The 24,095-nt window shown below is 58.1% G+C and carries 17 protein-coding genes; 5 read left to right on the forward strand and 12 right to left on the reverse strand.

Annotated elements, in window-relative coordinates; all coding sequences use genetic code 11:
* Window positions 1–133 precede the first annotated feature (133 nt).
* Window positions 134–1,078 carry an N-acetylmuramoyl-L-alanine amidase gene (locus RLO149_RS01625; RefSeq protein ID WP_013960302.1) on the forward strand — a complete coding sequence of 315 codons (945 nt, stop codon included), beginning with the start codon at window positions 134–136 and terminating at the stop codon, window positions 1,076–1,078.
* A 68-nt stretch (window positions 1,079–1,146) separates the two neighbouring features.
* Here RLO149_RS01625 and RLO149_RS01630 read toward each other — a convergent pair whose 3' ends face one another.
* A complete protein-coding gene (locus RLO149_RS01630; RefSeq protein WP_044025501.1) occupies window positions 1,147–2,025 on the reverse strand; it encodes a LysR family transcriptional regulator in 879 nt (292 codons plus the stop codon).
* Window positions 2,026–2,133: 108 nt separating this feature from the next.
* On the opposite strand from RLO149_RS01630, the gene RLO149_RS01635 reads away from it, so the two are divergent.
* Complete coding sequence (locus RLO149_RS01635; RefSeq protein ID WP_013960304.1) at window positions 2,134–3,693, forward strand: proton-conducting transporter transmembrane domain-containing protein; 1,560 nt, start codon at window positions 2,134–2,136, stop codon at window positions 3,691–3,693.
* Window positions 3,694–3,714: 21 nt separating this feature from the next.
* The gene (locus RLO149_RS01640; RefSeq protein ID WP_013960305.1) at window positions 3,715–6,117 is read left to right on the forward strand and encodes a YbcC family protein; all 2,403 of its coding nucleotides are present in this window, start codon (window positions 3,715–3,717) and stop codon (window positions 6,115–6,117) included.
* A 67-nt stretch (window positions 6,118–6,184) separates the two neighbouring features.
* Here RLO149_RS01640 and argE read toward each other — a convergent pair whose 3' ends face one another.
* The 5 genes from argE to RLO149_RS01665 all read right to left on the reverse strand — a co-directional run bounded on the left by argE (window position 6,185) and on the right by RLO149_RS01665 (window position 11,751).
* Complete coding sequence (gene argE / locus RLO149_RS01645; RefSeq protein WP_013960306.1) at window positions 6,185–7,333, reverse strand: acetylornithine deacetylase; 1,149 nt, start codon at window positions 7,331–7,333, stop codon at window positions 6,185–6,187.
* A gap of 12 nt (window positions 7,334–7,345) precedes the next feature.
* The gene (locus RLO149_RS01650; RefSeq protein ID WP_013960307.1) at window positions 7,346–9,415 is read right to left on the reverse strand and encodes an oxidoreductase; all 2,070 of its coding nucleotides are present in this window, start codon (window positions 9,413–9,415) and stop codon (window positions 7,346–7,348) included.
* A gap of 105 nt (window positions 9,416–9,520) precedes the next feature.
* The gene (locus RLO149_RS01655; protein ID WP_013960308.1) at window positions 9,521–10,456 is read right to left on the reverse strand and encodes a LysR family transcriptional regulator; all 936 of its coding nucleotides are present in this window, start codon (window positions 10,454–10,456) and stop codon (window positions 9,521–9,523) included.
* Window positions 10,457–10,663: 207 nt separating this feature from the next.
* Window positions 10,664–11,338: a DUF1028 domain-containing protein gene (locus RLO149_RS01660; RefSeq protein WP_013960309.1), complete on the reverse strand. Its 675-nt coding sequence runs from the start codon at window positions 11,336–11,338 to the stop codon at window positions 10,664–10,666.
* A complete protein-coding gene (locus RLO149_RS01665; RefSeq protein WP_013960310.1) occupies window positions 11,335–11,751 on the reverse strand; it encodes a RidA family protein in 417 nt (138 codons plus the stop codon). The genes RLO149_RS01660 and RLO149_RS01665 overlap by 4 nt, the downstream gene beginning before the upstream one ends.
* Window positions 11,752–12,026: 275 nt before the next feature.
* Here RLO149_RS01665 and RLO149_RS01670 point away from each other — a divergent pair, with 275 nt between their 5' ends.
* Window positions 12,027–13,322: a flavin-containing monooxygenase gene (locus tag RLO149_RS01670; RefSeq protein ID WP_013960311.1), complete on the forward strand. Its 1,296-nt coding sequence runs from the start codon at window positions 12,027–12,029 to the stop codon at window positions 13,320–13,322.
* A gap of 45 nt (window positions 13,323–13,367) precedes the next feature.
* Here the strand turns inward: RLO149_RS01670 and RLO149_RS01675 are convergent, their stop codons facing one another.
* The 5 genes from RLO149_RS01675 to RLO149_RS01695 all read right to left on the reverse strand — a co-directional run bounded on the left by RLO149_RS01675 (window position 13,368) and on the right by RLO149_RS01695 (window position 18,354).
* Window positions 13,368–14,405: a histone deacetylase family protein gene (locus RLO149_RS01675; RefSeq protein WP_013960312.1), complete on the reverse strand. Its 1,038-nt coding sequence runs from the start codon at window positions 14,403–14,405 to the stop codon at window positions 13,368–13,370.
* A gap of 66 nt (window positions 14,406–14,471) precedes the next feature.
* Window positions 14,472–15,506 carry an extracellular solute-binding protein gene (locus RLO149_RS01680; protein ID WP_013960313.1) on the reverse strand — a complete coding sequence of 345 codons (1,035 nt, stop codon included), beginning with the start codon at window positions 15,504–15,506 and terminating at the stop codon, window positions 14,472–14,474.
* A gap of 17 nt (window positions 15,507–15,523) precedes the next feature.
* On the reverse strand, window positions 15,524–16,333 hold the full coding sequence (locus RLO149_RS01685; RefSeq protein WP_013960314.1) for an ABC transporter permease: 810 nt from the start codon (window positions 16,331–16,333) through the stop codon (window positions 15,524–15,526).
* 3 nt (window positions 16,334–16,336) lie between these two features.
* Window positions 16,337–17,263, reverse strand: a complete 927-nt coding sequence (locus tag RLO149_RS01690; RefSeq protein WP_013960315.1) for an ABC transporter permease — start codon at window positions 17,261–17,263, stop codon at window positions 16,337–16,339.
* Window positions 17,263–18,354: an ABC transporter ATP-binding protein gene (locus RLO149_RS01695; RefSeq protein WP_013960316.1), complete on the reverse strand. Its 1,092-nt coding sequence runs from the start codon at window positions 18,352–18,354 to the stop codon at window positions 17,263–17,265. Before RLO149_RS01695 ends, RLO149_RS01690 begins: the two co-directional genes overlap by 1 nt.
* Window positions 18,355–18,705: 351 nt before the next feature.
* Between RLO149_RS01695 and RLO149_RS01700 the strand changes: the two genes are divergently transcribed.
* The gene (locus RLO149_RS01700; protein WP_013960317.1) at window positions 18,706–19,734 is read left to right on the forward strand and encodes an extracellular solute-binding protein; all 1,029 of its coding nucleotides are present in this window, start codon (window positions 18,706–18,708) and stop codon (window positions 19,732–19,734) included.
* Between the two features lie 135 nt (window positions 19,735–19,869).
* Here the strand turns inward: RLO149_RS01700 and RLO149_RS01705 are convergent, their stop codons facing one another.
* Complete coding sequence (locus RLO149_RS01705) at window positions 19,870–23,775, reverse strand: Ig-like domain-containing protein (RefSeq protein ID WP_013960318.1); 3,906 nt, start codon at window positions 23,773–23,775, stop codon at window positions 19,870–19,872.
* Window positions 23,776–24,095 lie beyond the last annotated feature (320 nt).

Here is a 24,095-nt window from a genome sequence, read left to right on the forward strand (position 1 = left end):
CGCCATCCAAAGTAACCGACCTCTGCCGTCGCAGATGTGTACTGCCGTGCAGGTTGTATTTTGATTTTTCACCATTTCGGCTTAAGGTTGAGCATCTTTTAGATATTTTTATTCATATTTTCAGAGGTGCATTATGCTTTCTATTTCCGATGATTTTGCCGATGGTGCGAAGAGAATTACGAGTTTGGGGGCCGGTAACCCGATGACGCCAACGCGCATCGTTGTGCATTACACTGCCGGTTCCAGCCTGTCAGGGGCCGTTAACGCGCTCAAATCCCGCGGTCTTTCCTATAATGTGCTGGTCGATCTGGATGGCAGCCTGCATCAGGCGCGTGCGTTCAACCGGCGTGCAGGTCACGCGGGGCGCAGTAATTTCAAAGCGACATCCGGCCTAAAGAACCAATCGTCCCTGAATGGGTCAACCATTGCGATCAGTCTCGTCAATCTGGGCTTTCATGAACATTTTTCCGGGGGGCACTGGTGGTATGCCAGATCCAGCGGCAAGCTGCGCGGGCCAAAAGTGGTGGATGTCGAGGCCAACAAGATGTCGTCGATCTATAATCCGGGGCTGGTGATGCATTGGGTGCCTTACACGGACGCGCAGGTGGCGTCTTGTGAGGCGCTGATCGAGGCGCTGGTGGCCAAATACCCGAGCATCACCGAAATCGTCGGCCATGATGATGTGTCGATCAACGCCAAACTTGATCCCGGCCCCGCCTTGCCGACCCAAGCGTGGCGCGAAAAGTTCAACATGCAGGGCGACCTCGGGCTTGAGGCGGCGGTGAATTCTCCCGATGGGACGCTGAATATGCGCGACCGGCCCGCGTACCTTGGCGGGCGCGTGGTCAAGGTGCTGTCGCAGGGGGACAAGGTTCATATCCGCTCTGTTGCATATTCGAGCGGGCGCAGCAGTGCGGCGCTGATCAATTCATCCGGGCGGGCACTGACCGGTTGGGCGTCCATTGATGTGGAGGGCGACAATAAACACCATGGGTTCGTGTACATGGGCTATCTGACGAAAACGCCTTTGCACGCTGACTATGCGCGCAAGCTTCTGGAAGGCGCCGCTGTTTTCTAAAGACGCCCTTCAAAAGATGTAGGATGATGTACTGCTGAACAGCACATGTTGCGTATGGGAGGAATGCCTCAAAGCGCGCGGCTTTTCAGCAGGTCGCTCAAGATCGGATTGGGAAAGCGGCGCGTGATCGTGACCGCGTAAAAGGTCTCACCAATATCGGGCAGCTGGCCCACTTCGATCAGCCGACCGCTGTTCAGCTCATCCTGCACGACAATCGGCGGCAGAACTGCGAGGCCAACGCCCTCGCGCGCGAGCAGCCGCATCATGGCCATATCGTCGACCTCTGCGGCGATCTGGGGTCTGATGCCCAAACGTTCCGTCCACGCATCGAACCCGATCCGAATACCGGTGTCTGCAATGGGCAGAATGACCGGCTCTGTGCTCAGCAGTTCGGGCAGGCTGCGGTTCCCGGTCAGCCGCGCGGGCGTGCCCACAAGGCTGACGGGCTGTTCGGACAAACGGTGCGATACGAATGGGGTCACCGCATCGCGCGCCGGGGGCTGGTTGATCAGCACGATATCTAGGTTCAACGCCTCAAGCGCGCGCAACAGATCGGCGCTGGTGCCAGAGCGCAGGATGATATCCACATCCGACCGGTCCAGAATTGGGCGCAGAAACTCCATCTGAAAATTGCGCGACAGGGTTGCGAGGGACCCGATGCGGATCGCCTGCCGCTCGCGTCCTTGTTCCTCCAGCGTGCCCACCAATTCGCGTCCGGCCGAAAAAATCGCATCCGCATGATCCAGCGCGATCCGGCCCGCTTCGGTCAGGATCAACTGGCGCCCCCGCCGTTCAAACAGCGCATGGCCAAGCTGCGCCTCAAGCTGCTTGATCTGGATGGAAACGGCGGATTGCGACAGGTTGAGCCGTTCTGCCGTGCGGGTCAGATTGCCGTCATGGGCCACCGCCCAGAAGTATCGCAAGTGGTGATAATTGAATTCAGACATATGCATTTATAAAACAGAACGAAATAGAATAAACAATGAATTTTATTTATATCAGTCATCAGACTACCTCTTGACCTGAGCATCCGCCCGCGAGAAGGAGTCTTCGCTTTGTTACACGCTGTCCTGCCGTTTCTGGCACCCCTTGCCCTGATCTTTGCCGCCGTCCTCGCCTTTCGTGGACAGCAGTTACGACCTGTTCAGACGTTGCGCGGTGTTGAGGCTGCGTCGCTCGCCGCTTTGGCCGTTGCGGTTGTTTCCGGTGTGTTACTTATCCTGAATGGTCCGATAACCAGCGGGCTTATTGGTCTTTCGGGTCTGGGCTTTTCCATCCGGCTTGATGCGGTGAGCGCGGTCATGCTGCTGCTTGTCACCTTTGTGGGCTGGGTCGTGGTGCGTTTTGCCGCGACCTACATGGATGGCGAGCCGCTGCAAGGGCCATTTACCGGCTGGCTCTGTGCCACCTTGGGGGCTGTGATGCTCCTGGTGATTGCGGGCAATATCGTGCAGCTGACGCTCGCGTGGGTTGCAACGAGCATCTTCCTGCACAAGCTGCTGCTGCATTATCCCGACCGGGTTGCTGCACAGCGGGCCGCACGCAAGAAATGGGTCACTGCGCGGGCTGGGGATGTGGCACTGCTGGTCGCGGCTGTTCTGCTCTATCGTCAGTATGGCACCGGTGACATCGCGGATATCCTCGCAGCCGCCAGAGCGGGGGAGGGGCTGGACACCGCCGTCTACATCGCAGGTGCGCTGATGCTGGCGGCGATCCTCAAATCGGCACAGTTTCCCATGCATGGCTGGCTGACCGAAGTCATGGAAACCCCAACCCCAGTGTCGGCGCTGCTGCATGCAGGTGTGATCAATGCAGGGGGATTTTTGCTGATCCGGTTTGCGGATGTGATGATCCTGTCGCCAGCCGTTCTGGCGGTCCTGATCATCATCGGTGGCTTTACCGCGCTGTTCGGCGGTCTAGTGATGCTGACGCAGTCGGCGGTCAAGACGTCACTGGCGTGGTCCACCGTGGCGCAGATGGGGTTCATGATGCTGCAATGCGGTCTGGCGCTGTTCCCGCTCGCGCTGCTGCATATTGTGGCCCACTCGCTTTATAAGGCGCATGCCTTTCTGGCCTCTGGCATGGCGGTGGATGGGGTTGCCTCCATTCGTCGTCCCGGGCCTGTCGCCATCCCGAATGGCAAGGCGGTCGGGCGTGCCTTTGTGATTGCGCTGGCGATCTATGCGGTCGTCGGGTTCATCTTTGGTGTCGCCGGAAAGTCGCCGCAGGCCATCGTGCTGGGGGCCATCCTGATTTTCGGCGTGGCTTACCTGTTGGCGCAGGGGCTGGCGGATGCCGCCCCAAAGGTTCTGACACAGCGCACCGCCGCCTATTCGGTCGCCGCCGCATTCGGGTATTTCGCGCTACAAACCGCGGCGGAGTGGCTGATGTTTGGCACATTGCCCGCCACACCGGCACCGGGCCCGCTGGAATGGGCGCTGATCGTTCTGGCCCTGCTCAGCTTTGGCATCGTTGCGATTGCGCAGGCGATGTTCCCGCTCTGGGCCTATCACCCTGCCGCCGCCGGATTACGGGTGCATCTGTCCAACGGGCTTTATGCCAATGCCGTCTTCGACAAGCTGCTGCGCAGCTGGTCAACCAAACGTGCTTCCTGAACGCAGCAAAGGATCAAGATCATGAATACCAATTCCGAACTTTCGCTTGAAAACCTCAATGCTGCCGGTGATGCCGCCGCGCGTGCGATCCCGCCGCTCTGGCCACTCGCGTCCTCTGTCGCGGTCAACCCCTACCTCGGTCAGACCGCTGAAACGCTGGCGCAGGCAGGGGCGCGGCTGGGCCGTGTCGGGGGCGTGTCGGTCACGATGCCGCGCGCGTGGTATGCCGCGCGGATCGCGGATGGCACGATTACAGATGCGGACCTGTCGGCGGCTCTGGCCGTGAACCCGACAGCGGCGGCTGATCCGGAAGCCCTGAAAGCACGTGCCGAACAGCCCGAGAGCGCGCAGAAACCTTTGCCAACGCTGGCTGACCTTGCCGCCGAAGCATCCGGCATCGACTGGCCCGGCATCCTCGCGGATCGCATTGGTCTCTGGGCGGCGGGGTATTTTGATCAGGGTCAGGCGCTTTGGGCTGCGCCGCACAGGCGCGGGGCCTATGATGCATGGCGCCAATACGCGACCCATGACCTGACGCCCGAAATCGCCGGGCTGAGCGGTTTTGCGCAATTTGTCAGCGAAACGCCCGATACGGCGGATCAGGCAAGCACGCGGGCGGCAAACCGTTTGGGTCTGAGCGATGCCGCGCTTGAGACCTACCTGCATCAGCTGTTGTTCACGCTGGGCGGTTGGGGGCAAGTAGCGCGCTACCGGCTGTGGCAGGCAGAGCTTGCCGGCAAGAGCGATGCGACAATCACGGATATGCTGACGATCCGGCTGCTCTGGGAAGAAGCGCTTTTCACCCAATACGAAGAAGAGATCGGTGCCGAGTGGCAAAAGGTCGTGGCTGCACATGCCGCTCCCGTCTTGTCGGATGCGGATTTGCAGGTGAACGCGGTGCTGCAAGAGGCGTGGGAGCGGGCAGGTCAAAGAGATCTGGCCGAGACGTTTTCCATGCCCGCGCCCAAGGCTGACGACACGCGCCCTGCGCTGCAGGCAGCCTTTTGCATCGACGTGCGTTCAGAGGTCTTCAGGCGCGCGCTCGAAAGCCTGACGCCTGAAATCAAGACCCTTGGCTTTGCGGGTTTCTTTGGTTTGACGCCCGCGCATAAGGGTTTTGCCTCGGATGTGGATGAGTTGCGCCTGCCGGTTCTGCTCAACCCCGGTCTGACGTCCACGTCGCAGGGCGATGATGCAGAGGCGGATCAGACGGCCCGTTTCAAGGCCCGCGCCAGCCGGGCATGGGGCCGGTTCAAACTGGCGGCGGTTTCCTCTTTCGCCTTTGTGGAGGCGACGGGACCAATCTATGCGGGCAAACTGGTGCGCGATGCGCTCAACATGGCCCCGAATGACGTGCCGGGCGGGCCGATGCCCCGGCTGGACCCGTCGGTTGATCTGGCCGCGCAAACGGATGCGGCGGAAACCATTCTGCGGGCCATGTCGTTTACCGACAACTTTGCGCGTCTCGTCGTTCTGGCGGGACATGGGGCCAATGTGGTCAATAACCCTTTTGCAAGCGGGCTGCATTGCGGGGCCTGTGGCGGGTATTCGGGTGAGGTGAACGCGCGTCTGCTGGCCGGTTTGCTGAACAATGTGGACGTGCGCAGCGGGTTGGTTGAACGTGGGATTACGATCCCCGAAGATACGATCTTTGTCGGCGCGTTGCATGACACGACCACCGATGCGGTCACGCTTTATGAGGCGGATCATCCGTCAAAGGCGCATGCCGCTGACCTCAAACAGGCCAAGGCGTGGTTCCTGTCCGCAGGGTCCGTCACCCGCGCGGAACGTGCGCTGCGCTTGCCGCGGGCGGATGGGACTGACGATATCGCCCTGCGTTCCAGAGACTGGGCGGAAACCCGGCCGGAATGGGCCTTGGCCGGATGCAAGGCCTTTGTCGCGGCCCCGCGCCAGCGGACAGCGGGCAGGAGCCTTGAGGGGCGGGCGTTTCTGCATGACTACGATTGGCAGCAGGACAAGGGGTTCGGCGTGCTGGAATTGATCATGACCGCCCCCGTCGTTGTCGCCAGCTGGATCAGCCTGCAATATTATGGCTCGACCGTGTCGCCCGATGTGTTCGGCTCCGGCAACAAGCTTTTGCACAATGTCACAGGCGGCATCGGCGTCGTTGAGGGCAACGGCGGGACGCTGCGCACGGGCCTGCCATGGCAATCCGTGCATGAGGGTGAAGATTTCGCCCATGAGCCTTTGCGCCTGTCGGTTTGCATCGAAGCGCCGCGCGAAGCGATGAGTGATATTCTCAAGCGTCATGACGGGGTGCGGGCCTTGTTTGACAACCGCTGGCTGCATTTGTTCGCGCTGGATGAAAATGGCCAGATGGCGTGGCGCTATGAGGGCGACCTTGAATGGTCGCAGATGCCAGTCGCTTCTGAGGCCATGCCCGAAACCGAGGTGGCTGCGTAAAGCCATTGACTTTGCCGCGCGGTCCGTATCGGGCTGCGTGGCCAAAGGATGCAACTGCGCGGCTGTCTTAGCCGGTCAGATCCTGCAGCACACGCGTCATCATTGCATCGCATTGATCAAGTTGCGCAAGGTCGAGACCCTCATCCGCTTTATGCCCGTCGCGCGCCATATCGCCCGGCCCAATCACCAGCGTGTTCAATCCAAGTTCGGCGAAAAAACCGGCCTCGGTGCCAAAGGCAACCTTGGTCGTCTCTCCCCCTTGGGTTATCTTGCGGGCCCAATCAATCGCCGGGGCATCCGGTGCAACGCACAATCCCGGATAGCTGGTGCGCTGCTTTATCGTCACTGCGCCGCCCGGGGCGAAGGCTTGTGTGCTGCGCGTGGCGGCGGCGTTGATCTCGGCCAGAATGTCGCCGGGTGATGCATCGGCAAGATGCCGGAATTCCATGCTCAGCGTCACAAGGTCTGGCACGATGTTCAGCGCTTGCCCGCCGGAAATCTGCCCGACATGGATCGTGGAATAGGGGATGTCATAGGCATCGTCTTTGACTCCCTCGGCCAGTCTGGCCTGAAGTGCTTGCAATTCGGTCACGAAATGGGACGCCACATGGATCGCATTGACGAATTGCGGGGCCAGCGCGCTGTGACCTGCCTGCCCGTGGCATGTGATGTCCAACGCTGATTTGCCCTTGTGCCCGATGGCGATCTGCATGGCGGTCGGCTCGCCGACGATTACGACATCGGGTCTCGCGATAAGGGGCTTCAGCTCTGGCAGCATCTCGCGCAGCCCGACGCAGCCGATCTCTTCATCATAGGACAAAACGAGGCTGAGCGGGGCTTTCAGGCATCTCGACTGTGCATGTTCCGCCATGGCGAGGGCAGAGGCCAGAAACCCCTTCATATCCGTCGCCCCGCGCCCAAAAACGCGCCCCCCCTCTTGCGTGAGCTTGAAGGCTGGGCGGGTCCAGTTTTGCCCCTCGACAGGCACAACATCGGTATGACCTGACAGGCAGATGCCCCCGTCGATCCGAGGTCCGATCCGCGCAAAAAGCCCTGCCTTGTCGCGCGCCGGTGACCAGATCCGCGTCACCTCAAAGCCGCACCCGCTCAGCAGCGCCTCGGCCCAGTCGATCAGATCGAGGTTGCTGTCACGGCTGACCGTCGGAAAGGCCACCAATCTGTCGAGCAACGCCAGAGTGCGGGTGGGGTGCGGCATGAAGGCTCCGGTTTAATCTCGTGCTAGCTCGGTTATTTCACGGCGAAAGGGAAGGGCATCCCCGATGTCGTCCCCGTCGAGTTCGCGCGCATATCTGTGACCTGCGTAAGTGGCCCACGCGATAGGGCCGGGCGCGTTGGCATCGCCGATCAGCTTCACCGACTTTATGCCCGCATCCGCCCACTCATCCTCGCGGGACTTGAGGTCCAGATAAACGCCGTTGTTCTCGTGTTTTGAGGCGACCATCACGACGGCTTCGCAGGCGTAATTGCGGATCGTATCCGTGTAAACGCAGTTGGCTTTGACATGATCCTGCGCAATTTCAGCAACACCATGGTTGAGGATGATTTCCACGCCCAGACCAGCCAGTTTCTTGTGGATCGCATGTTGTTCAAGCGTATTCACCGTCCAGTCCGACAGATAGGCAGAGGGCGTGACGATCGTGACATCGCAGCCCTCCTGAACCAATAGTTCAGCCAGAACGCCGCCCATGTAATAGTGATCATCATCATAGATCACGACCTTGCCGGCGGGTTTTGTGCCCCCCATGATGTCGTCGGGTGTATAGAGCGGCATCTTGGCATCCAGCGGCATCGGGACCACGTGCTGTCGGCTCACCCCATCGCGACGCCACTGCGCCCCCGTTGCGATACAGACGTTTTCAAACCCGAATTCGAGGATGCTGCCCGCGTCCAGTTCGCTGTCAAAATAGGTTTCGACGTTGGGTTTCTGGCTGATCTGGTATTCGCGATAATCCACGACGCGGCCCCATGCGCTCAGCCCCGGTAATTGCCGCTCGCGGGTGACGCGGCCGCCTAAAACGGTGCTTGCTTCGGCAAGGGCCACTTCATATCCGCGTTCAGACAGGGCGCGTGCGGCCTCCAGACCCGCCGGGCCAGACCCCACGATCAGTACGTTTTCGCTGGCGCCTTTGGCGTTCATCTGTTCAGGGTGCCAGCCTTTGCGCCATTCTTCCATGAAGGTGGGGTTCTGCGTGCAGCGGCTGATCGACATGGTCATATCCCCCGTTATGCAGATGTTGCAGCCAATGCACTCGCGGATATCCTCGATCCGCCCTTCTTCGATCTTTTTGGGTAGGAAGGGGTCGGCGATGGATGGGCGTGCGCAGCCGATGAAGTCAAGCGTGCCCGAACGGATCATCTTGGCCATTACGTCGGGCGAGGTAAACCGCCCCACGCCTACAATCGGCTTGTCCGTTAACTCGTGAATGCCGCGAACCAGTTGCTCTTGTGCTGCTTCTTCTTTGAACCGTGAGGGGCCGGAGCAATCCTCCCAAGTGCCCTGAGCCAGATCCCAAAGGTCCGGCAGATCGCGGTTCATCTCGATAAAGTCGCGCACCTCGGCGTTTGAAAACCCCAGATCACCGATTGTCTCATCCAGCGAGACACGCAGCGTGATGCCCATCGTGTCCCCGACGGCCTCCTTTATCTCGGTAATGACCTCATTGACGAACCTTGCGCGGTTCTCAAGGCTGCCGCCATATTCGTCGCTGCGTTGATTGGTGGCGCGGCTCAGAAAGTGCTGGAAAATGCCAAAGCCATGCGCGCCATAAAGGCAGATCAGATCAAACCCTGCCGCCTTGGATCGCTTGGCCGCGTTCACGAACCACCGCCGCAGATCGCGAATGTCGGATTTGTCCAGCGCACGCGCCTGAACCGGGTCATTGGTAAAGGTGCGGATCGGCATGGCAGACACGGCCAGCGGGACCTCTTTGGTATAAAGGTTCGGACCATTTATCCCTGAATAGGCAAGCTGGATACCCGCCAAGGCACCGTATTCCTTCATCTTTTCCGACATTTTGCGCAGCTGCGGGATGTCTTTATCTTCCCAGAGGCGCAATTCGATGAACGGCGTGATTTCGGAGGTGTGGTGCATTTCGCATTGCTCGGTAAACACAACGCCCCATCCACCCTGCGATTTGATGCCCCGCATGGCGGCGGCAGCTGACGGGTCACGATACCCCCCGCCATTGCAATGGGGCACCTGATAAAACCGGTTCTTCGCGGTGACGGGCCCGATCTGCATCGGCTCAAACAGAATATCGTAGCGTGGATCGCGCACTCTTATCTCCTACAGCTGCCTTTGCGGCAGTCTACCCGGCTCCCTGTGACCTCAACAGTCGGGCTTGCAAAAGCGTTGATTAGGACGGCCCTAAGGCTTGGTGCTTCAAAGGTCCCGGATCAGGTTTAATCCGGGTACATGCCCGTCTTTATGCTCGTTCCTGCAGTGTTCGATAAAGGTGCGGATGACATTGACGCTTTCCGCCTCGGATGAGGTCAACAGTCCCAGCTTCATCGGGCGCATGTCGCCTTCCAGGGGGATGAAACGCAGCGGTTTACCGTCGGGGGACAGATCATTCAGAGGGCGCACATTCACGATCGAAAACCCGAAACCGTTTGCAACAAGGCTGCGCATCACGGCCATATCGCGGGTCCTTTCAGCGATCTGCGGCTTCAGGCCGGTGGCACCAAAGAACGACAGAAAGTATTCGGAACTGAAGGGCAGGTCGAGCAGCACCATCGGGAAGCCCAGCAAATCGGTGACGCTGATGCTGGCTCGTCCTGCCAGAGGGTGATCTTCGCATAAAATCGCGTAAGGGGGCAGTGTCGCAATCGGTTGAAATTTCAGATCACTCGGCAAATCAAGATCATACGTCAGGGCAACGTCAATTTCACTGCGCCTGAGCATCGAGAAGATCTGCGCCTGATCCAGTTCATGCTGTGTTACGCGGACGTCTGGATAGAGCTTTTCGAAACTTGCCCTGAGGGCGGGGACCACCACCTGCGCAAACGTCAAAAGCCCGCCAATTGACAAAGGGCCCTGCACGTTGCCGGAAATATCTGCGGCCAGATCAACCAGACCTTCAGCGTTTTGCAACACCAGCTTGGCTTGTTTGAGCATCTCGCGGCCCGCGAGGGTCGGCGACAGCCCTTGCGCATGCTGACGCACGAACAGCGGCAGGCCGAATTCCTTTTCCAGCTGATTGATCGCCGCAGAAATTGACGGCGAGGACACGTTCACCTTTTCGGCCGCCAGTGCAATGCTGCCCATCTCGCCGACCGCGACGAAGTATTCCAACTGACGTAGGGTGAACCTTAGCATGTGTTTTGCCGTTCGATCTGGGTCACGCTTTGTTTTTATCCATCCGGGGAGTCATGCCGCGTTACATACCCTATGCATGCACCGAAAGATCAGGTTCAGGCCAGAGCGTTTCATCGCGCGGGCTGAAAAATGTGCCACTGGTAGGGTTGCAGGGTCAGTTCAAAGGCAAAACAGGCGCTGGGTCGTCTTTCGCCAAAGGCGTAACCGTCAGGCGTCGCCCGGAACGCCATATGAGGGCGCCTCGCGCGGATCGAGGGCGCGTTGGACGTAAGCCTCCAGTTGCGGTTTGTAGACGTCCCACGCGGTCGCGACGTTTTCAATCGGGCACTCGGTCGTCCAGTCGCAGCGCAAATCCGCAACGGGCCAGCTGACTTTGTCGACAATCATCATCCCCGCTGAATGAACCGGTCCGGCTTCTCCGCCCGCTGCAAGCGCCGCGCGCAGGGCTGAGATCAAACGATCACCGATATGGCCTTCGCTGCGCAAAAAACCGTCCAGCATCGCCTGTGGGACACCATCATTGTCCAACAGGTTCCCGCCAGAGGCTGCGTTTTGCGCCGTCGCCTGTGTCCAGATGCCCAGTGAGTTCGGACCGGAATGAATGGCGGTGCGCCCTGCGGCGTCAACGGCCAGCACCTGACGATATTCAATGTGCTTGCCCCGTGCGCGCACCTGTTCGATTGCCTGCGCCGCGTCCAGACCCTGCGCCATCAGATCCAGCGCCAGCGGCCCCAGACTGGGGTCGGTGATGTTTTGTGAGGCAACCGCGCCAATTCCGGCACGGGCATAGGAACAGCGGGCGGCAACGGCTGGTGAGGAGGAGGAGATTGCAACGCCGAACATGGCCGTGTCAGCGCAGCGGGCGACAATGGAAAAGGTCATTCCGGGATCACCGCCGTGCCATCAATCTCAACCAGCCATTCGGGGCGGGCAAGCGCCTGCACCACAAGACCCGTTGAGACAGGATGCACGCCTTTGATGTATGCGCCCATGGTGCGATAGACGGCCTCGCGGTGGCGCACATCGGTGATGTAGACGACAACCTTGACCAGATGCTCCATCCCGCCGCCTGCTTCTTCAATGAGTTGTTTGATGTTCTGCATGACCTTATGGGTCTGTGCGACTGGGTCATGGCTGTCAAGATTGACCGCGTCATCCAGATTTTGCGGGCATTGGCCGCGCAGCCAGACGGTTTTGCCGCCCTGCGTGACCACGGCCTGACACAGGTCATTATCGAGGTTCTGCTCTGGATAGGTGTCGGATGTGTTGAATTTCCGGATACGGGTATGCGCCATTCTCATTTCCCTTTGTGCCAGTCGTAGCCGCGCGCGCGGCCAGATTGCGCCGGAGCGTGCCGCAAATCACGGGCAGAGTCATGGGCTTTTGCGCCAACACAACGCACGGTCTCCCTCACTGGTGGTTAGCCTGTGGCTAAGGGCGCGCCTGAGACGTGGTACTTTAGGTTCAGCCTAAGCAGTGCTGAATGATTTACTGTTTTCGCAGGCCAGATGTGCGGCCTAGGTTGCCTGATCAAGACCTGCACCGTCGAAACCTGTGAAAGGATCAAACCATGCCTGCTGAAAAAACAGATACGTTGGTTGTCGGTGCCGGTCAGGCCGGTATCGCCATGAGCGAGCATCTGAGCGCGCATGGTATTGCGCATGTTGTGCTGGAGCGCGACCGGATCGCGGAGCGTTGGCGCACGTCGCGCTGGGATTCGCTGGTCGCCAATGGTCCGGCCTGGCACGACCGCTTTCCGAACCGTGATTATGATGACCCCGATCATGATGCTTTTATCCCTAAGGAGGCTGTTGCCGACTACTTCGTCGATTACGTAGGCCAGATCAACGCGCCGGTGCGCTGCGGGGTCGAGGTGGAACAGGTCACGCGGCGCAGGGCGGGTGGCGGTTTCGATGTCAAAACAACCGGTGGTGACTTTGAGGTCCAGCATATCGTTGCGGCAACCGGCGCGTTTCAAGATCCTGTCACGCCCGCTCTGGTGCCGCCTGCTGATGGCCTTATGCAAATTCATTCCAACGCCTACCGCAACCCCGCGCAATTGCCAAAAGGGGCGGTGATGGTCGTCGGGGCCGGGTCATCCGGTGCGCAGATCGCCGAAGAACTGATGAATGCAGGCAGGCAGGTCTATCTGTCGGTCGGCCCACATGACCGCCCGCCACGCGCCTACCGGGGGCGTGATTTCTGCTGGTGGCTGGGTGTTCTGGGAAAATGGGACATGCAAACCCCCGGACCGGGGACCGAACATGTGACCATTGCCGTCAGCGGTGCAAATGGCGGGCGGACCGTTGATTTCAGGCGGTTTGCTGCGCAGGGCATGCAGCTTGTGGGCCGAACGCAGGCGTTCCGGGAGGGCCAGTTGCATTTTGCGGATGACCTGCGCGCGAACATCGCGAAGGGGGATGCAAATCACCGATCTTTGTTAGATGAGGCGGACGCCTATATCGAGCGTTTGGGCCTCGATCTGCCGCCGGACCCGGAGGAGCGCAAGCGCTGGCCCGACCCCGCCTGTCTGACGCAGCCGATCCGCACGCTTGATCTGGCTGAGGCGGGGGTGACGTCGATCATCTGGGCCACCGGGTTTTCCTGCGACTACAGTTGGCTGCAGGTCGATACCTTTGATGCAAACGGCAAGCCGATCCACGCGCGCGGTGTTTCAAAAGAGTCGGGGATCTATTTCCTCGGACTGCCATGGCAGTCGCGGCGCGGCTCCTCGTTTATCTGGGGCGTGTGGCATGATGCGAAATTTGTGGCGGATCACATTGCTACGCAGCATAGCTATCTGACCTATCGCCCATCGCAGCAGTCACAAAGCGAAGACACCGTGAACAAGGTCGCCACTGGCTGAGTGGCGCCGGATCAATACGCGCATGCGCTGATCCGGCCCAATCGTTTATGGGGCATTCGCGCGTTCGAATCCTTGCAGAACGTTGACCGCATTGACGCCGATCTCATCGACGTCATAGCCCCCTTCCATGATGAAATGGGTTGGCAGCCCTGCACTGGCGATATCGGCACCCATGGTCAGGAAATCATCACTTTTCAGTTTGAAAAAACTGATCGGGTCGGTTTCGAACGTATCAACGCCAAGTGAAATAATCAGCACGTCGGGTTTATATTCAGCGATGCGCGCAAGCCCTTTGTGCAAGGCTGCCTGCCAGACATCAAACGGTGTATCGGGTGGCATTGGGAAGTTGAGGTTAAAGCCTGTCCCGGCACCGCTGCCTGTCTCTTCGGCGTGCCCAAGGTGATAGGGGAAGGTCTCCAGCGGGTCGCCATGCAACGAGATAAAAAACACATCGCTGCGGTCATAGAAGATATCCTGCGTGCCGTTCCCGTGGTGAAAATCAACATCGAGGATCGCAACGCGTTTGGCCCCTTGATCAAGGAAATGCTGCGCGCTGATCGCGGCGTTGTTGAAGAAGCAATAGCCGCCATACATATCCGCCGTCGCGTGATGGCCCGGTGGACGGCAAAGCGAAAAGACAGCCCCCGCACCGGCACGAATACGGGCCGCCCCTGTCAGTGCGACCTGCGCACTGGCGTAGGCGGCCTCCCATGTGCCTTCCGTCAGGCTCGTTTCACCGGCAAGCGCGTAGTAGCCCAACTGGCCTTCGACATGGTTTGGCCGGATATGTGACATGCGCCGCCCGACCCATGTTGTGGGGATCGCCTCACCGTTAAACCCCGCCTCTTTCCAGCGCGCGGGGGCCGTTTTCAGAAAGGCGACGAACTCGGTATCATGGATGGCAAGGATCGGGTCCATGCCGAAATCATCGGGATCGCTGACCGGGCCCAGATCGGTTTCGCGGACGCGATCCAGCACGTATTCGGCGCGGCTGGGCCGCTCGAAAGGTTCGACCAGCTCACCGCCGCAGAGCTCCGTCTTGGCGTCGCGGAGCTTGTGTTTTTCCGTATAGATGGTTTCCATCGGGGGTCTTTCTCAGGCATTGGTGGCACCGGGCGGTGCAGCCTGCAGCGCCCGGTGCCAGTGTCCCTATTTCTTGAGGTTGGTCCAGATGCGGTCATAGACGGCCTGAACTTCCTGCGTGCATGTTTCGACAAACACGCCCTCAATACCCGCCGGTGGGTTGCCTTCGGGTTCCAGCGCCAAGGTTGGATCGTGAAAGGCCTCGCTGCCTTCGATCGCATCACGATAGCGGGCGTAGTTCGTCACGGCGGCGATGTTTTCAGGTTCCAGCAGGAAATCCATGAACAATATCGCATTTTCCGGGTTTGGTGCGTCTTTGAGCAAGACGACGCTGTCCATCCAATTCACCCAACCCTGTTTGGGAAAGGCATATTGAAGGCTCGCGCGCGCCTCACGGGCTTTGGCGCCAAAACCGTTAAAAATCATGCCCGCAGCCACATCGCCGGCCTCCAGCACTTCCTTGGCGGTATCGGAGTTGAAAGAGGCCCAATGTGGTTTTGCCGCCTGTAGCATTGCATCCAGCGCCTTGAGCTGTTCACGGTCGGTTGAACACTGCGGGATGCCCATATGTACAGCGGCGAGTGCGAGAACTTCGCCCTGACTGTCGATCATATTGATCTTGCCCTGCAATTCCGCGGGCGGGTTAAAGATAATGTCGGTGGTGTTTATCTCACCGGAATAAGCCGCCGTATCCACCGAAAAGCTGGTCGTGCCCCCTTGATAGGGGATCGAATGGCGCAGGCCGGGATCATAGGCGGGGTCGCGGAACTCGGCTTTGATGTTGGCCATATTTTTGCGCGCACCCTCGGGGATCTCACCCGCCATGCCTTCCGCAATCAGGATAGAGACCATGTAATCTGTCGGAACCACTACGTCATAGCTGCCCAAGGCCCCGGCTTTCAGCGTGGCCAGCATCGCTTCGTTGGAGTCGTAGGTGTCCATGACCACTTCGACATCGTGTTCTGCCGCGAATTTGTCGAGCAATTCCTGCGGGATATACTCAAACCAATGATAGATGGAGAGCTTTCCCTCGGCCTGTGCGCCGCCCGTTGCCAAAATGAGTGCCGCGATGGCGGCTGTTGGTCTGAGTAGTGGTTTCATTGGTTTTCCCCGTTGGTTTATTTCTTGTCGCCGGATTTACTGACGAAATATGAGATCGTGACCATCACGATCGAGAATGCCAACAACATGGTCGAAATGGCCATGATATTGGGTTTGATGCCCTGTTTGACCGCCCCGAAAATCGCCGTCGGCAACGTTTCCACGCCCGCGCCTTTTACGAAATTCGTGATGATGAAATCATCCAGCGAAATGATGAAGGCGAGCAGAAACCCCGAAATGATACCGGGCATCATCAGCGGAAGCAGGATCTTGGTGAACGCCTGCCGCTTGGTGGCATAAAGGTCCATGGCGGCTTGTTCATATGTGTCCTCGATACCCTGCATGCGCGCGGCAATGGGCAGATAGGCAAAGGGAATGCAAAAGGCGATATGTGCCAGCAGAATGGTCAAAAGACCCCGGTCAAAGCCAATGGAGTTGAAGAAAATCAGCGTCGCAACGGCGGTGACGATCTCCGGCACCATCAGCGGCAATGAAATCAGCCCCAGCGACACAAGGCGCAGTCGAAAACGCCCGCCCCGGATCATGGCCGTTGCCGCAAAGGTCGCGATCGTCGTGGACACCGTGGCGGCGATGATGGCGATGACAAAGCTGTTGCGTGCCGCGACTTTGAACTTGGCACTTTCCGGTCCGACAAAGACGTCTTTGTACCATCTGAGGGAAAACCCTTCCCAGACCACGATGGATGCGGATGCGTTGAAGCTGTAGATCATGACCACCATCAGCGGCACATAGAGGATCAGCAGGCACAGCACTGTGATCTGGGCGAAGCCGGGATAGGCTTTGACGTCGAATTTGCGTGCGGCCATGGCTTAACCGCTCCCGCGATTGGCGCGTGCCTGCTGGCGCGCGTAAAAGAGCAGGATCAGCAACACGAGGGTCAGCAGGATCATGGAGGCCGCCGCCCCAAAGGGCCAGTTGCCTGCGTTGCCCTTGAACTGCTCTTCGATCAGTGAGCCGATCATGAAATTCTTGGCCCCGCCCAGCAGGTCGGGGGCGAGAAACGCGCCCAAAGAGGGTACGAACACCAGAATGCAGCCCGCGATGACGCCCGGTTTGATCGAAGGCAGAATGATCCGCCGCAGCGTCGTCCATTTGGAGGCATAAAGATCCGATGCCGCCTCGCTGAGGGAAAAGTTGTAGCGTTCAACGGCGGCGTAGATCGGCAGGACCATGAAGGGCAGGTAGGAATAGAACAGACCGATCTGCACTGCGAAATTGGTGTTGATCATCTGCAGGGGGCTGTCGATCAGGCCGCTCCACATCAGGGTGTTGTTGATCGGCCCTTCCTCGCGCAGCATGAACCGCATGGAGACCGTGCGGATCAAAAGGTTGACCCAATAGGGAATGGTGATCAGGAACACCCAGAGCGGGCGCACATTTGCAGGGCGCGTGGCGATGAAATAGGCGGTCGGAAAGCCGATCAGCAGGCTGAGGATGGTCGCCAGCCCGGCCTGCCATATAGAGCGCCAGAAGATTGTGATATATGTCCATTCGATGGCGCAGGGTTCATCATCGAAAAGGCCCCGGTCGCAGAAAAACTGTTCGTAAGCTGCGAACGAGAACTCCCAGATGACGCCACCGCGAAACTCCTTGGTCAGGAAAGAATAGACCAGCATCAGCGATACAGGCAGCAGGACAAGCACGATCAGCGTGACCCAGGCGGGCATCAAAAGCCACGTGCGTGCTTCCTTGTAAGTATCGCCCTGTGTGCCGCCGCTGGCAGTGCCGCCCGCCATCAGTTCGCCAGCAACCGGGCAGAGCCGAATTCGACATCGACGAAAACCTCCGCGCCGGGTTCAAAGGTCATCGTCCTGCCTGTTTCGGAGTTCTGCGTGCGCACGGCCAACTGCATCCCGCCCTGCAGATGCACAATGGTCTGCACATCTGTTCCGGCATAGATATTTTCAACGACTTGTCCCTGAAAGTTCTCTGTTTCAACTTTGGTGCTGCGCAGCTTTATCCGTTCAGGGCGGATGGACATATGCACCCTGTCGCCGACGTTTATACCCTCCACCGCGTCGCAGGTCAGGGTGAGGCCATTTGAAAACGCACAAAGCACACGGGTCGCGTCGCGCGATTTGATCGTAACCTCGATCAGGTTGGTCTCCCCGATGAAATCAGCGACAAACCGGTTTGCGGGCTTTTCATAAATGTCGCGGGCATCGCCGAGTTGCTGTAATTCGCCTGCGGACATCACCGCGATCCGGTCCGACATCGTCAACGCCTCGTCCTGATCATGGGTCACAAAGATGAACGTGATGCCTGTCTCGCGTTGCAAATGCTTTAGCTCCAGCTGCATCGCTTTGCGCAGTTTCAGATCGAGGGCCGACAGTGGCTCATCCAGCAACAAGACCTTTGGTTGCGGGGCCAGCGCGCGGGCCAGCGCCACACGTTGCTGCTGGCCGCCAGACAGTTGCGAAGGCTTGCGATTGGCGAATTGCGATAACTGCACAAGTTCCAGAATTTCGCCCGCCCGCGCGCGTGCCTGCGCCTTGGGTTTACCCAGCATCTCCAGCCCGAAACTCACGTTTTCCATCACGTCCATATGCGGAAAAAGCGCGTAATTCTGAAAGACCGTGTTGACCGGGCGCTTGTTGGGCGGCAAATCCTCAATCTCTTCGCCATAGAGGAATATCTCGCCTTCGGTCACGTCTTCGAAACCGGCGATCATCCGCAGAAGCGTTGTTTTCCCACAGCCGGACGGGCCAAGCAGCGTGAAAAATTCATTATCTCTGATCGACAGTGAGATCGTTTTGAGAGCGGTGAAATCACCATAGCGCTTTACGGCATTTCGCACATCAATCGCGTTTGGAACCTCTTGAGACACCGGCTCTCCCCAAAGTCGTCAGAATTTAACAAAACATATTGAGCGGTCTTGTACCACGTAAGCATTCTCTGCCTCAGCCTGTATTAGGCACAGCCTAAGGGGATCGTTCTTTTTCTACATTAATCAGACCATTTTTTGATCAACCCGCACAGACAGGGGGCAGTCGCGCAAGTCTTTCTACCTGTGGTTTAGGCGTCTTCCGGGGGTCGGGGCTGCAGACCGTGCAACACCGCTCAGGATCATAGCACAGCGATCCGTGATTTTGTCATTGATGGTCGCAAACGTTGCGATTTTCTGCTTTGTTTCAACGCAAAGCGATAAAAAAGCAAACGACAACTCGGAGAGAAAAACATGAAGCTACTGAATTCCACCGCCCTGGCCACCGCATTATTCGCCACCAGCGTTGCTGCCGAGGGCGAGTTGGTTCTGTATCACTGGTTTGAGTATATGCCGCAGGAATTGCTGGAAAAGTTCACCGCTGAAACCGGCGTAAACGTCACCATGGATACATATGATTCAAACGAAGCCATGCTGGCGTCGCTCAAGGCCGGTGGTATGGGCACCTATGACCTCGCCGTGCCGGGCGACTATATGGTTGAGATCATGGCGGGCGAAGGTTTGCTGGACACGATTGCGGAAGGTGAACTGTCCAACAAGGGCAATATCGCAGCGGAATGGGCGGACCCCAGCTTTGACCCCGGACGCAAGCATTCAATCCCCTATCAATGGGGTTCTACCGCTTTTGCCGTTGATACCGACGCGTTCAGCGGGGCCATCAACACGACGGATATTCTGTTTAACCCGCCTGCCGAACTGTCGGGAAAAATCAACATGCTGGATAGTCAGGGTGAAGTTCTGGCCATGGCGTCCCTGCATATGGGCATCCCGCAGTGTTCAACGGATCGTGCGCAACTCAGCGCTTTGAACGATATGCTACAGGAGGCCAAAACGCATTGGGCGTCTTTCAACTCTGACACCGCCAAAGAGGTTCTTGTGTCCGGTGATGTGGATGTTGGCATGATCTATGACGGCTTCAGCGCCAAGGCCCGTGCGGAAAAAGCGTCGATCACATATGCTTTCCCGGCCGAAGGGTACGTTGTCTGGATGGACAATGTGGTTTTGTTGAACGACGCGCCAAACCGGGACAACGCCATCAAATTCATGGATTTCCTGCTGGAACCCGAAAACATCGCGGTAGTGTCGAATTATGCCCGCTATGGCAATGGCGTGACGGGCACCGGTGAATTCCTTGACCCGGAACTGGCGACTTTGCCTGAATCAAACCCGCCAGCAGATGCGGGTGCGGGTGCCTTTATTCAGGTTTGCGATGAGGCGACACAGGCGGTGTACGATCAGATTTGGGTCAATCTGAAAAAGTAGTCCGGCGATAGCATGGATCCGGCGGGTTTACGCACCGCCGGATCCCGGAGCCAAAGACGATGGCCTCTGCCACGCACAGATGTCCCGCGGCGCAGGCTGGCGCAAAAATCTCTCCCACAGGTAAAAGCCACCGGATCAGGCCATGAAACTATCCAGATAGATCAACCCGTCTTGCAGGGCGAGATACCCGGCAACCTCGTTTGTGTGGTCCACTTCAGTGTCCGCAGACCGCTCTTCCTGCACAAACATCGAGACGCCGTTTGCGTCGATCTCGCTCAGGCGCAGCGTGGCCGTATCAACGCCGTCTGTCGTTTGCATGTCTGCAATAAAGACGGGCGTGTCGGTAAAGGGTTGCGTGAATACAAAGCTGTCGGCGCGTTCATCAAGCTGATCGCCTGTGCGCACGGCTTCCAACCCGCCGCTGCCGCCGGTTTCAATGGCGATCCAGGAGACGGTCTCGGCGACATGGGCGCCGCCGGCTTCTTCCTCTTCGATCTGAACCTCGAACCCTTGGTCGGTGACGCTGCGGATGCGCGTGGCAAGGGCTGCAGCGTCGTTCACCGTGGTGGTCTCCGCAAAGACAATGGCATCGTCCAGCGTTTCCCCAAAGGCGACAGCGGCGAACCCAACGCCAACAGACGCCGTTGATGCGACGATGGTCTGGCCGCTGTTTAGGGTGTGTGAGCCTTCGGCGATGGCCAGCCATCCGATATCCTCGACGCCATGGACCCCATCCAGATAATCCCATTCGTCGATCTGGAACTCGAAACCGTTGTCGGTGACATTTCGCACACGCGTGGTCAATTCTTGCGCGTCGTTACTTGTGACGGGACCCAGCACCACGACTGCGTTTTCGATTTGCGTGTCAAACGCCACGCTATGCCATTGATCTGGTCCCGTTTGACCTACCGAAGCGACCCCACCTTGTCCGATAGCATCCGTCAGCAGCGGTTCGTCCAACCCGTTGATGGTCACTGTCACGGAGGCGCTGGATATGGCGCCATCCGCATCCGTGACGGAATAAACAAACTGATCTGTCGCGGTCTGCCCTGTACTCAATGCATCGAATGCACCGTTCTGATCATAGGTGAGGGTCTGGTCGGTATCCCATTTGACGCGCGCGCCCGAAGCAAGCGTGACCGTCTGACCGATGGTAACTGGCTGACCCTCGATGCCGGACAAAGACAACACATCACCGTCTGCATCCACATCATTCGCCAGAACATCCAGCGACAGCGCCACGTCCTCGGTCACGGTTGCGGTATCGTTCTGCGCCACCGGTGCGGTGTTTGGCTGGTCATTGACAAAGATCAGGCCACCTTTGAGCGCCACGACACCAAGGGTTTCATCCGTATGGCCAATTTCGGTGTCTTGAGATTGCTCTTCCTCGACAAAGAGAGAGACGCCCGTGGCGTCAACAGCGGCGAGGCGCGTGGTTGATGTGTCTGCGCCATCAGTGGATTGCATGTCGGCCAGCACCACCGGCGCGGTCACAAAGTTGGCGTTGAAATCATAGCGCGACGCTGTCTCGTTCACCTCATCCGGGGTGATGAACGCTTCGAAAATCGCGTTTTGACCGGTTTCAATCGCGATCCACGACACGGTTTCATCCACATGCGCGCCGCCTGCTTCTTCTTCGGTGATCTGCGTCTGAAAGCCCTGATCGGTGACGTTGCGGATGCGGGTGGTCACGGCACTGGCCTCATTGAGTGATGTAACCTCAGCCAAAACCACGGCGTTGCTCAGCGTTTCACCAAAGCTGAGCGTTTCAAGGCCGGTGCCAACGGATGCGGTCGCGGCAACAATCGTCTCGCCGCTGCTGAGCGTATGGGATCCCTCGGACACGGCCAGCCAGCCGATACTCTCGCTTGTGTGGACTCCATCCAGATAATCCCATTCGTCGATCTGGAACTCGAAACCTGTGTCCGTGACATTGCGCACCCGTGTGCTGAGCGGGGCATCGTCAAAGTCACTTGCCGGGCCCATCACGACGACAGCGTCTGCAATTGCCGTTGCAAAGCTGACCGTGTGCCATTGACCAGGGCCGGCTTGCGACACGGTGGCCACGCCACTTTGCCCGACGGGTGCCGCCGAAGGGCTATCATCCACGCCGTTCACCGTGATCGTCACAGTAGCCGTGTTCGATTGGTCACTGTCATCGGTTGCGGTATAGGTGAAACTGTCGGTAGCTGATTGCCCCTCGTTAAGGGCATCGAACGCGCCGTTGGGGTCATAATCGAACGTCCCATTCGGATCGACCGTCAGCAATGCGCCGGAGGCGAGGGCAATCTGACTGCCGACATTCGCGGCTTCGTTGTTCACGGTGGCGACGCTGAGCGGGTCGCCATCGCCATCGGTGTCATTGGCCAGAATACTGGCCGCTGCAAGCGGGCTGGCCTCATCGGTTGCAAAGGCATCGTCGCTCGCAACGGGTGCCGCATTGCTTCCCAGCCCATCCAGAATGTTCTGAAAGCTGAAGGTCTGATCATCAAAGCTGAGGAATTCAACAGTGTTTTCTACAAGGTTCATCGCGACATTGATCACAGAAAGGAACGTGCCGCTGATGCTGAAGGAATAGTTTGAAAACAGACCGAGAAAATCGACCGTGTCGGTGCCGGAGCCGCCGTAATAGGTGTCATCCCCAAGGCTGTCGTTAAAGGTGTCGTTGCCACCATTGCCCCTGAAAACATTCGAGGCATCATTGCCAAAAAACGTATCCGATCCCGAACCGCCAATGGCGTTCTCGATGATCGTGCCTTCAGCGAGCGTCAGATTGCCCGTCAGACCGCCGATGTTGGAGATAGACGGTGCCGTCGCGAACTGGCTGGTGGGGGTCAGGTTGATCAGTTGGTTTGCGGAATATCCACTGAAATCAAGCGTGTCGATGCCGGCTGCATCCACAATCGTCGAGGCGGTTCTGTTTGCATAGGTTGCAAACTCAGCCCAGATATTCGACGTGTTGGCGGAGATATTGGTGTTGAACCCATAGACCGTATCGCCCAGAAACGCGTTGCTGATGCCAAAATTCGTGCCGCCAGAGCTCTGATCGCCGTACATGTCCTGCAAGGCGATCCAATCCACGGCCATGGGTGTCTGGAGAAAGGCAAAGCTGGCCGGGATCGTGGTGTTTTCGTTCTGGCTGAAATACGACATCATCGTCGCCTGCCAGCTGTCATTGTCAAAATCGGCATCACTCGGAAATGAACCGCTGCCATTGTAGAGACCCTGATGACCCAAGCCCAATGCATGGCCGACTTCGTGGAAAATCGTCTGCAGCGTGTAGTCGTTGTAGGTCGATGTACCCCCGGACCAGTCTTGTCCAATGTTGATCCATGAATATTGCACGCCTGCTGAAAACCCTGTTGAGTTCGCATAGGCACGACCTGCGTCGGTATCCTTGAAGAAAATATCCGTGAAATCGGCGTTCGAGGAACTCGTCTCAACGAATGAGATACCGAGCACCTCGCCAAAGACATCCATGACATCGCGGACCAGATCAGCACGCGGCGCGGTCAGCCCATTTGTGTCCGTGCCAGCGCGGTTCACGTTTGAAAAACCGCTTACATTATAATGCAGTACACCGCTTTTTGGATTGAGGCCCGAATCCGTCAGGTTGAATTGTCGTGGGACGGTGCCAAAGGCTGTCCAGAAATCTGTCGTCAGAAAACCAGCCAGATCGCTGAGCTGTGAGGGGGCGGACAAGTTGACTGCCCCAAGCTCGTTGTCCGGATCATTCGCGACGATGGCTCTGGTGAGAACGAGGTCTTCGGGGGGCATGCCGCCGCAGCCGATACAACAGCACCCGGTCAGGTGGTTGATCTCGACAAAAGGGATATCGTCTTGCGTTTCATCAGCGCCAAAAAGACCGGGTGTGAAAGAAACGATGGGTTTGGCACCACCTGAAAGGTTGTCCGCGGCTGTGGTGTTCGCATCCGAAAGAGACTGCGCCAGCCGGGAGGTCTGGCCATACGTGCCCAGACTGTTTTCAAAGGCCAGAACGCTTTGGCCCGAGCCACTGGTTGTTTTGATATTTCCACTCATGAAAGGGCCACCGATTGGTCACTCATCTTACGGTCCATTCTAATTGATATTAAAGTTTAAATACTTCGTATCGTCCCGAAATTTGTAAAAGAAAACGGACGATTACTGCAATGTTTCAATTGGCCGCTATCGTTTTCGGCAGTGTTTCGCGGCTTTTGGTCATACTTTAATTAAATGAGGCGGGTTGGTGCGTGTCCAAATCGACGTAAAGTGGTGGGATAATGAATGTTCTGTAAAAGCCGTATTTCGCGCGCAAACCTGTTGGTTTTTCTTTTTTGCTGAACGTCTCCTTTTTGCGGGTCAAGGCCTCAGATTTGAGC

This window comes from Roseobacter litoralis Och 149, assembly GCF_000154785.2.
Taxonomy (GTDB): Bacteria; Pseudomonadota; Alphaproteobacteria; order Rhodobacterales; family Rhodobacteraceae; genus Roseobacter; species Roseobacter litoralis.

Bases quoted from the DNA above. Each gene is read 5' to 3' on its own strand.
- RLO149_RS01625 (WP_013960302.1), top strand. From the start codon at position 134: ATGCTTTCTATTTCCGATGATTTTGCCGATGGTGCGAAGAGAATTACG.
- RLO149_RS01630 (WP_044025501.1), bottom strand. From the start codon at position 2,025: ATGTCTGAATTCAATTATCACCACTTGCGATACTTCTGGGCGGTGGCC.
- RLO149_RS01640 (WP_013960305.1), top strand. From the start codon at position 3,715: ATGAATACCAATTCCGAACTTTCGCTTGAAAACCTCAATGCTGCCGGT.
- argE (WP_013960306.1), bottom strand. From the start codon at position 7,333: ATGCCGCACCCCACCCGCACTCTGGCGTTGCTCGACAGATTGGTGGCC.
- RLO149_RS01655 (WP_013960308.1), bottom strand. From the start codon at position 10,456: ATGCTAAGGTTCACCCTACGTCAGTTGGAATACTTCGTCGCGGTCGGC.
- RLO149_RS01660 (WP_013960309.1), bottom strand. From the start codon at position 11,338: ATGACCTTTTCCATTGTCGCCCGCTGCGCTGACACGGCCATGTTCGGC.
- RLO149_RS01665 (WP_013960310.1), bottom strand. From the start codon at position 11,751: ATGGCGCATACCCGTATCCGGAAATTCAACACATCCGACACCTATCCA.
- RLO149_RS01670 (WP_013960311.1), top strand. From the start codon at position 12,027: ATGCCTGCTGAAAAAACAGATACGTTGGTTGTCGGTGCCGGTCAGGCC.
- RLO149_RS01675 (WP_013960312.1), bottom strand. From the start codon at position 14,405: ATGGAAACCATCTATACGGAAAAACACAAGCTCCGCGACGCCAAGACG.
- RLO149_RS01680 (WP_013960313.1), bottom strand. From the start codon at position 15,506: ATGAAACCACTACTCAGACCAACAGCCGCCATCGCGGCACTCATTTTG.
- RLO149_RS01685 (WP_013960314.1), bottom strand. From the start codon at position 16,333: ATGGCCGCACGCAAATTCGACGTCAAAGCCTATCCCGGCTTCGCCCAG.
- RLO149_RS01690 (WP_013960315.1), bottom strand. From the start codon at position 17,263: ATGGCGGGCGGCACTGCCAGCGGCGGCACACAGGGCGATACTTACAAG.
- RLO149_RS01700 (WP_013960317.1), top strand. From the start codon at position 18,706: ATGAAGCTACTGAATTCCACCGCCCTGGCCACCGCATTATTCGCCACC.
- RLO149_RS01705 (WP_013960318.1), bottom strand. From the start codon at position 23,775: ATGAGTGGAAATATCAAAACAACCAGTGGCTCGGGCCAAAGCGTTCTG.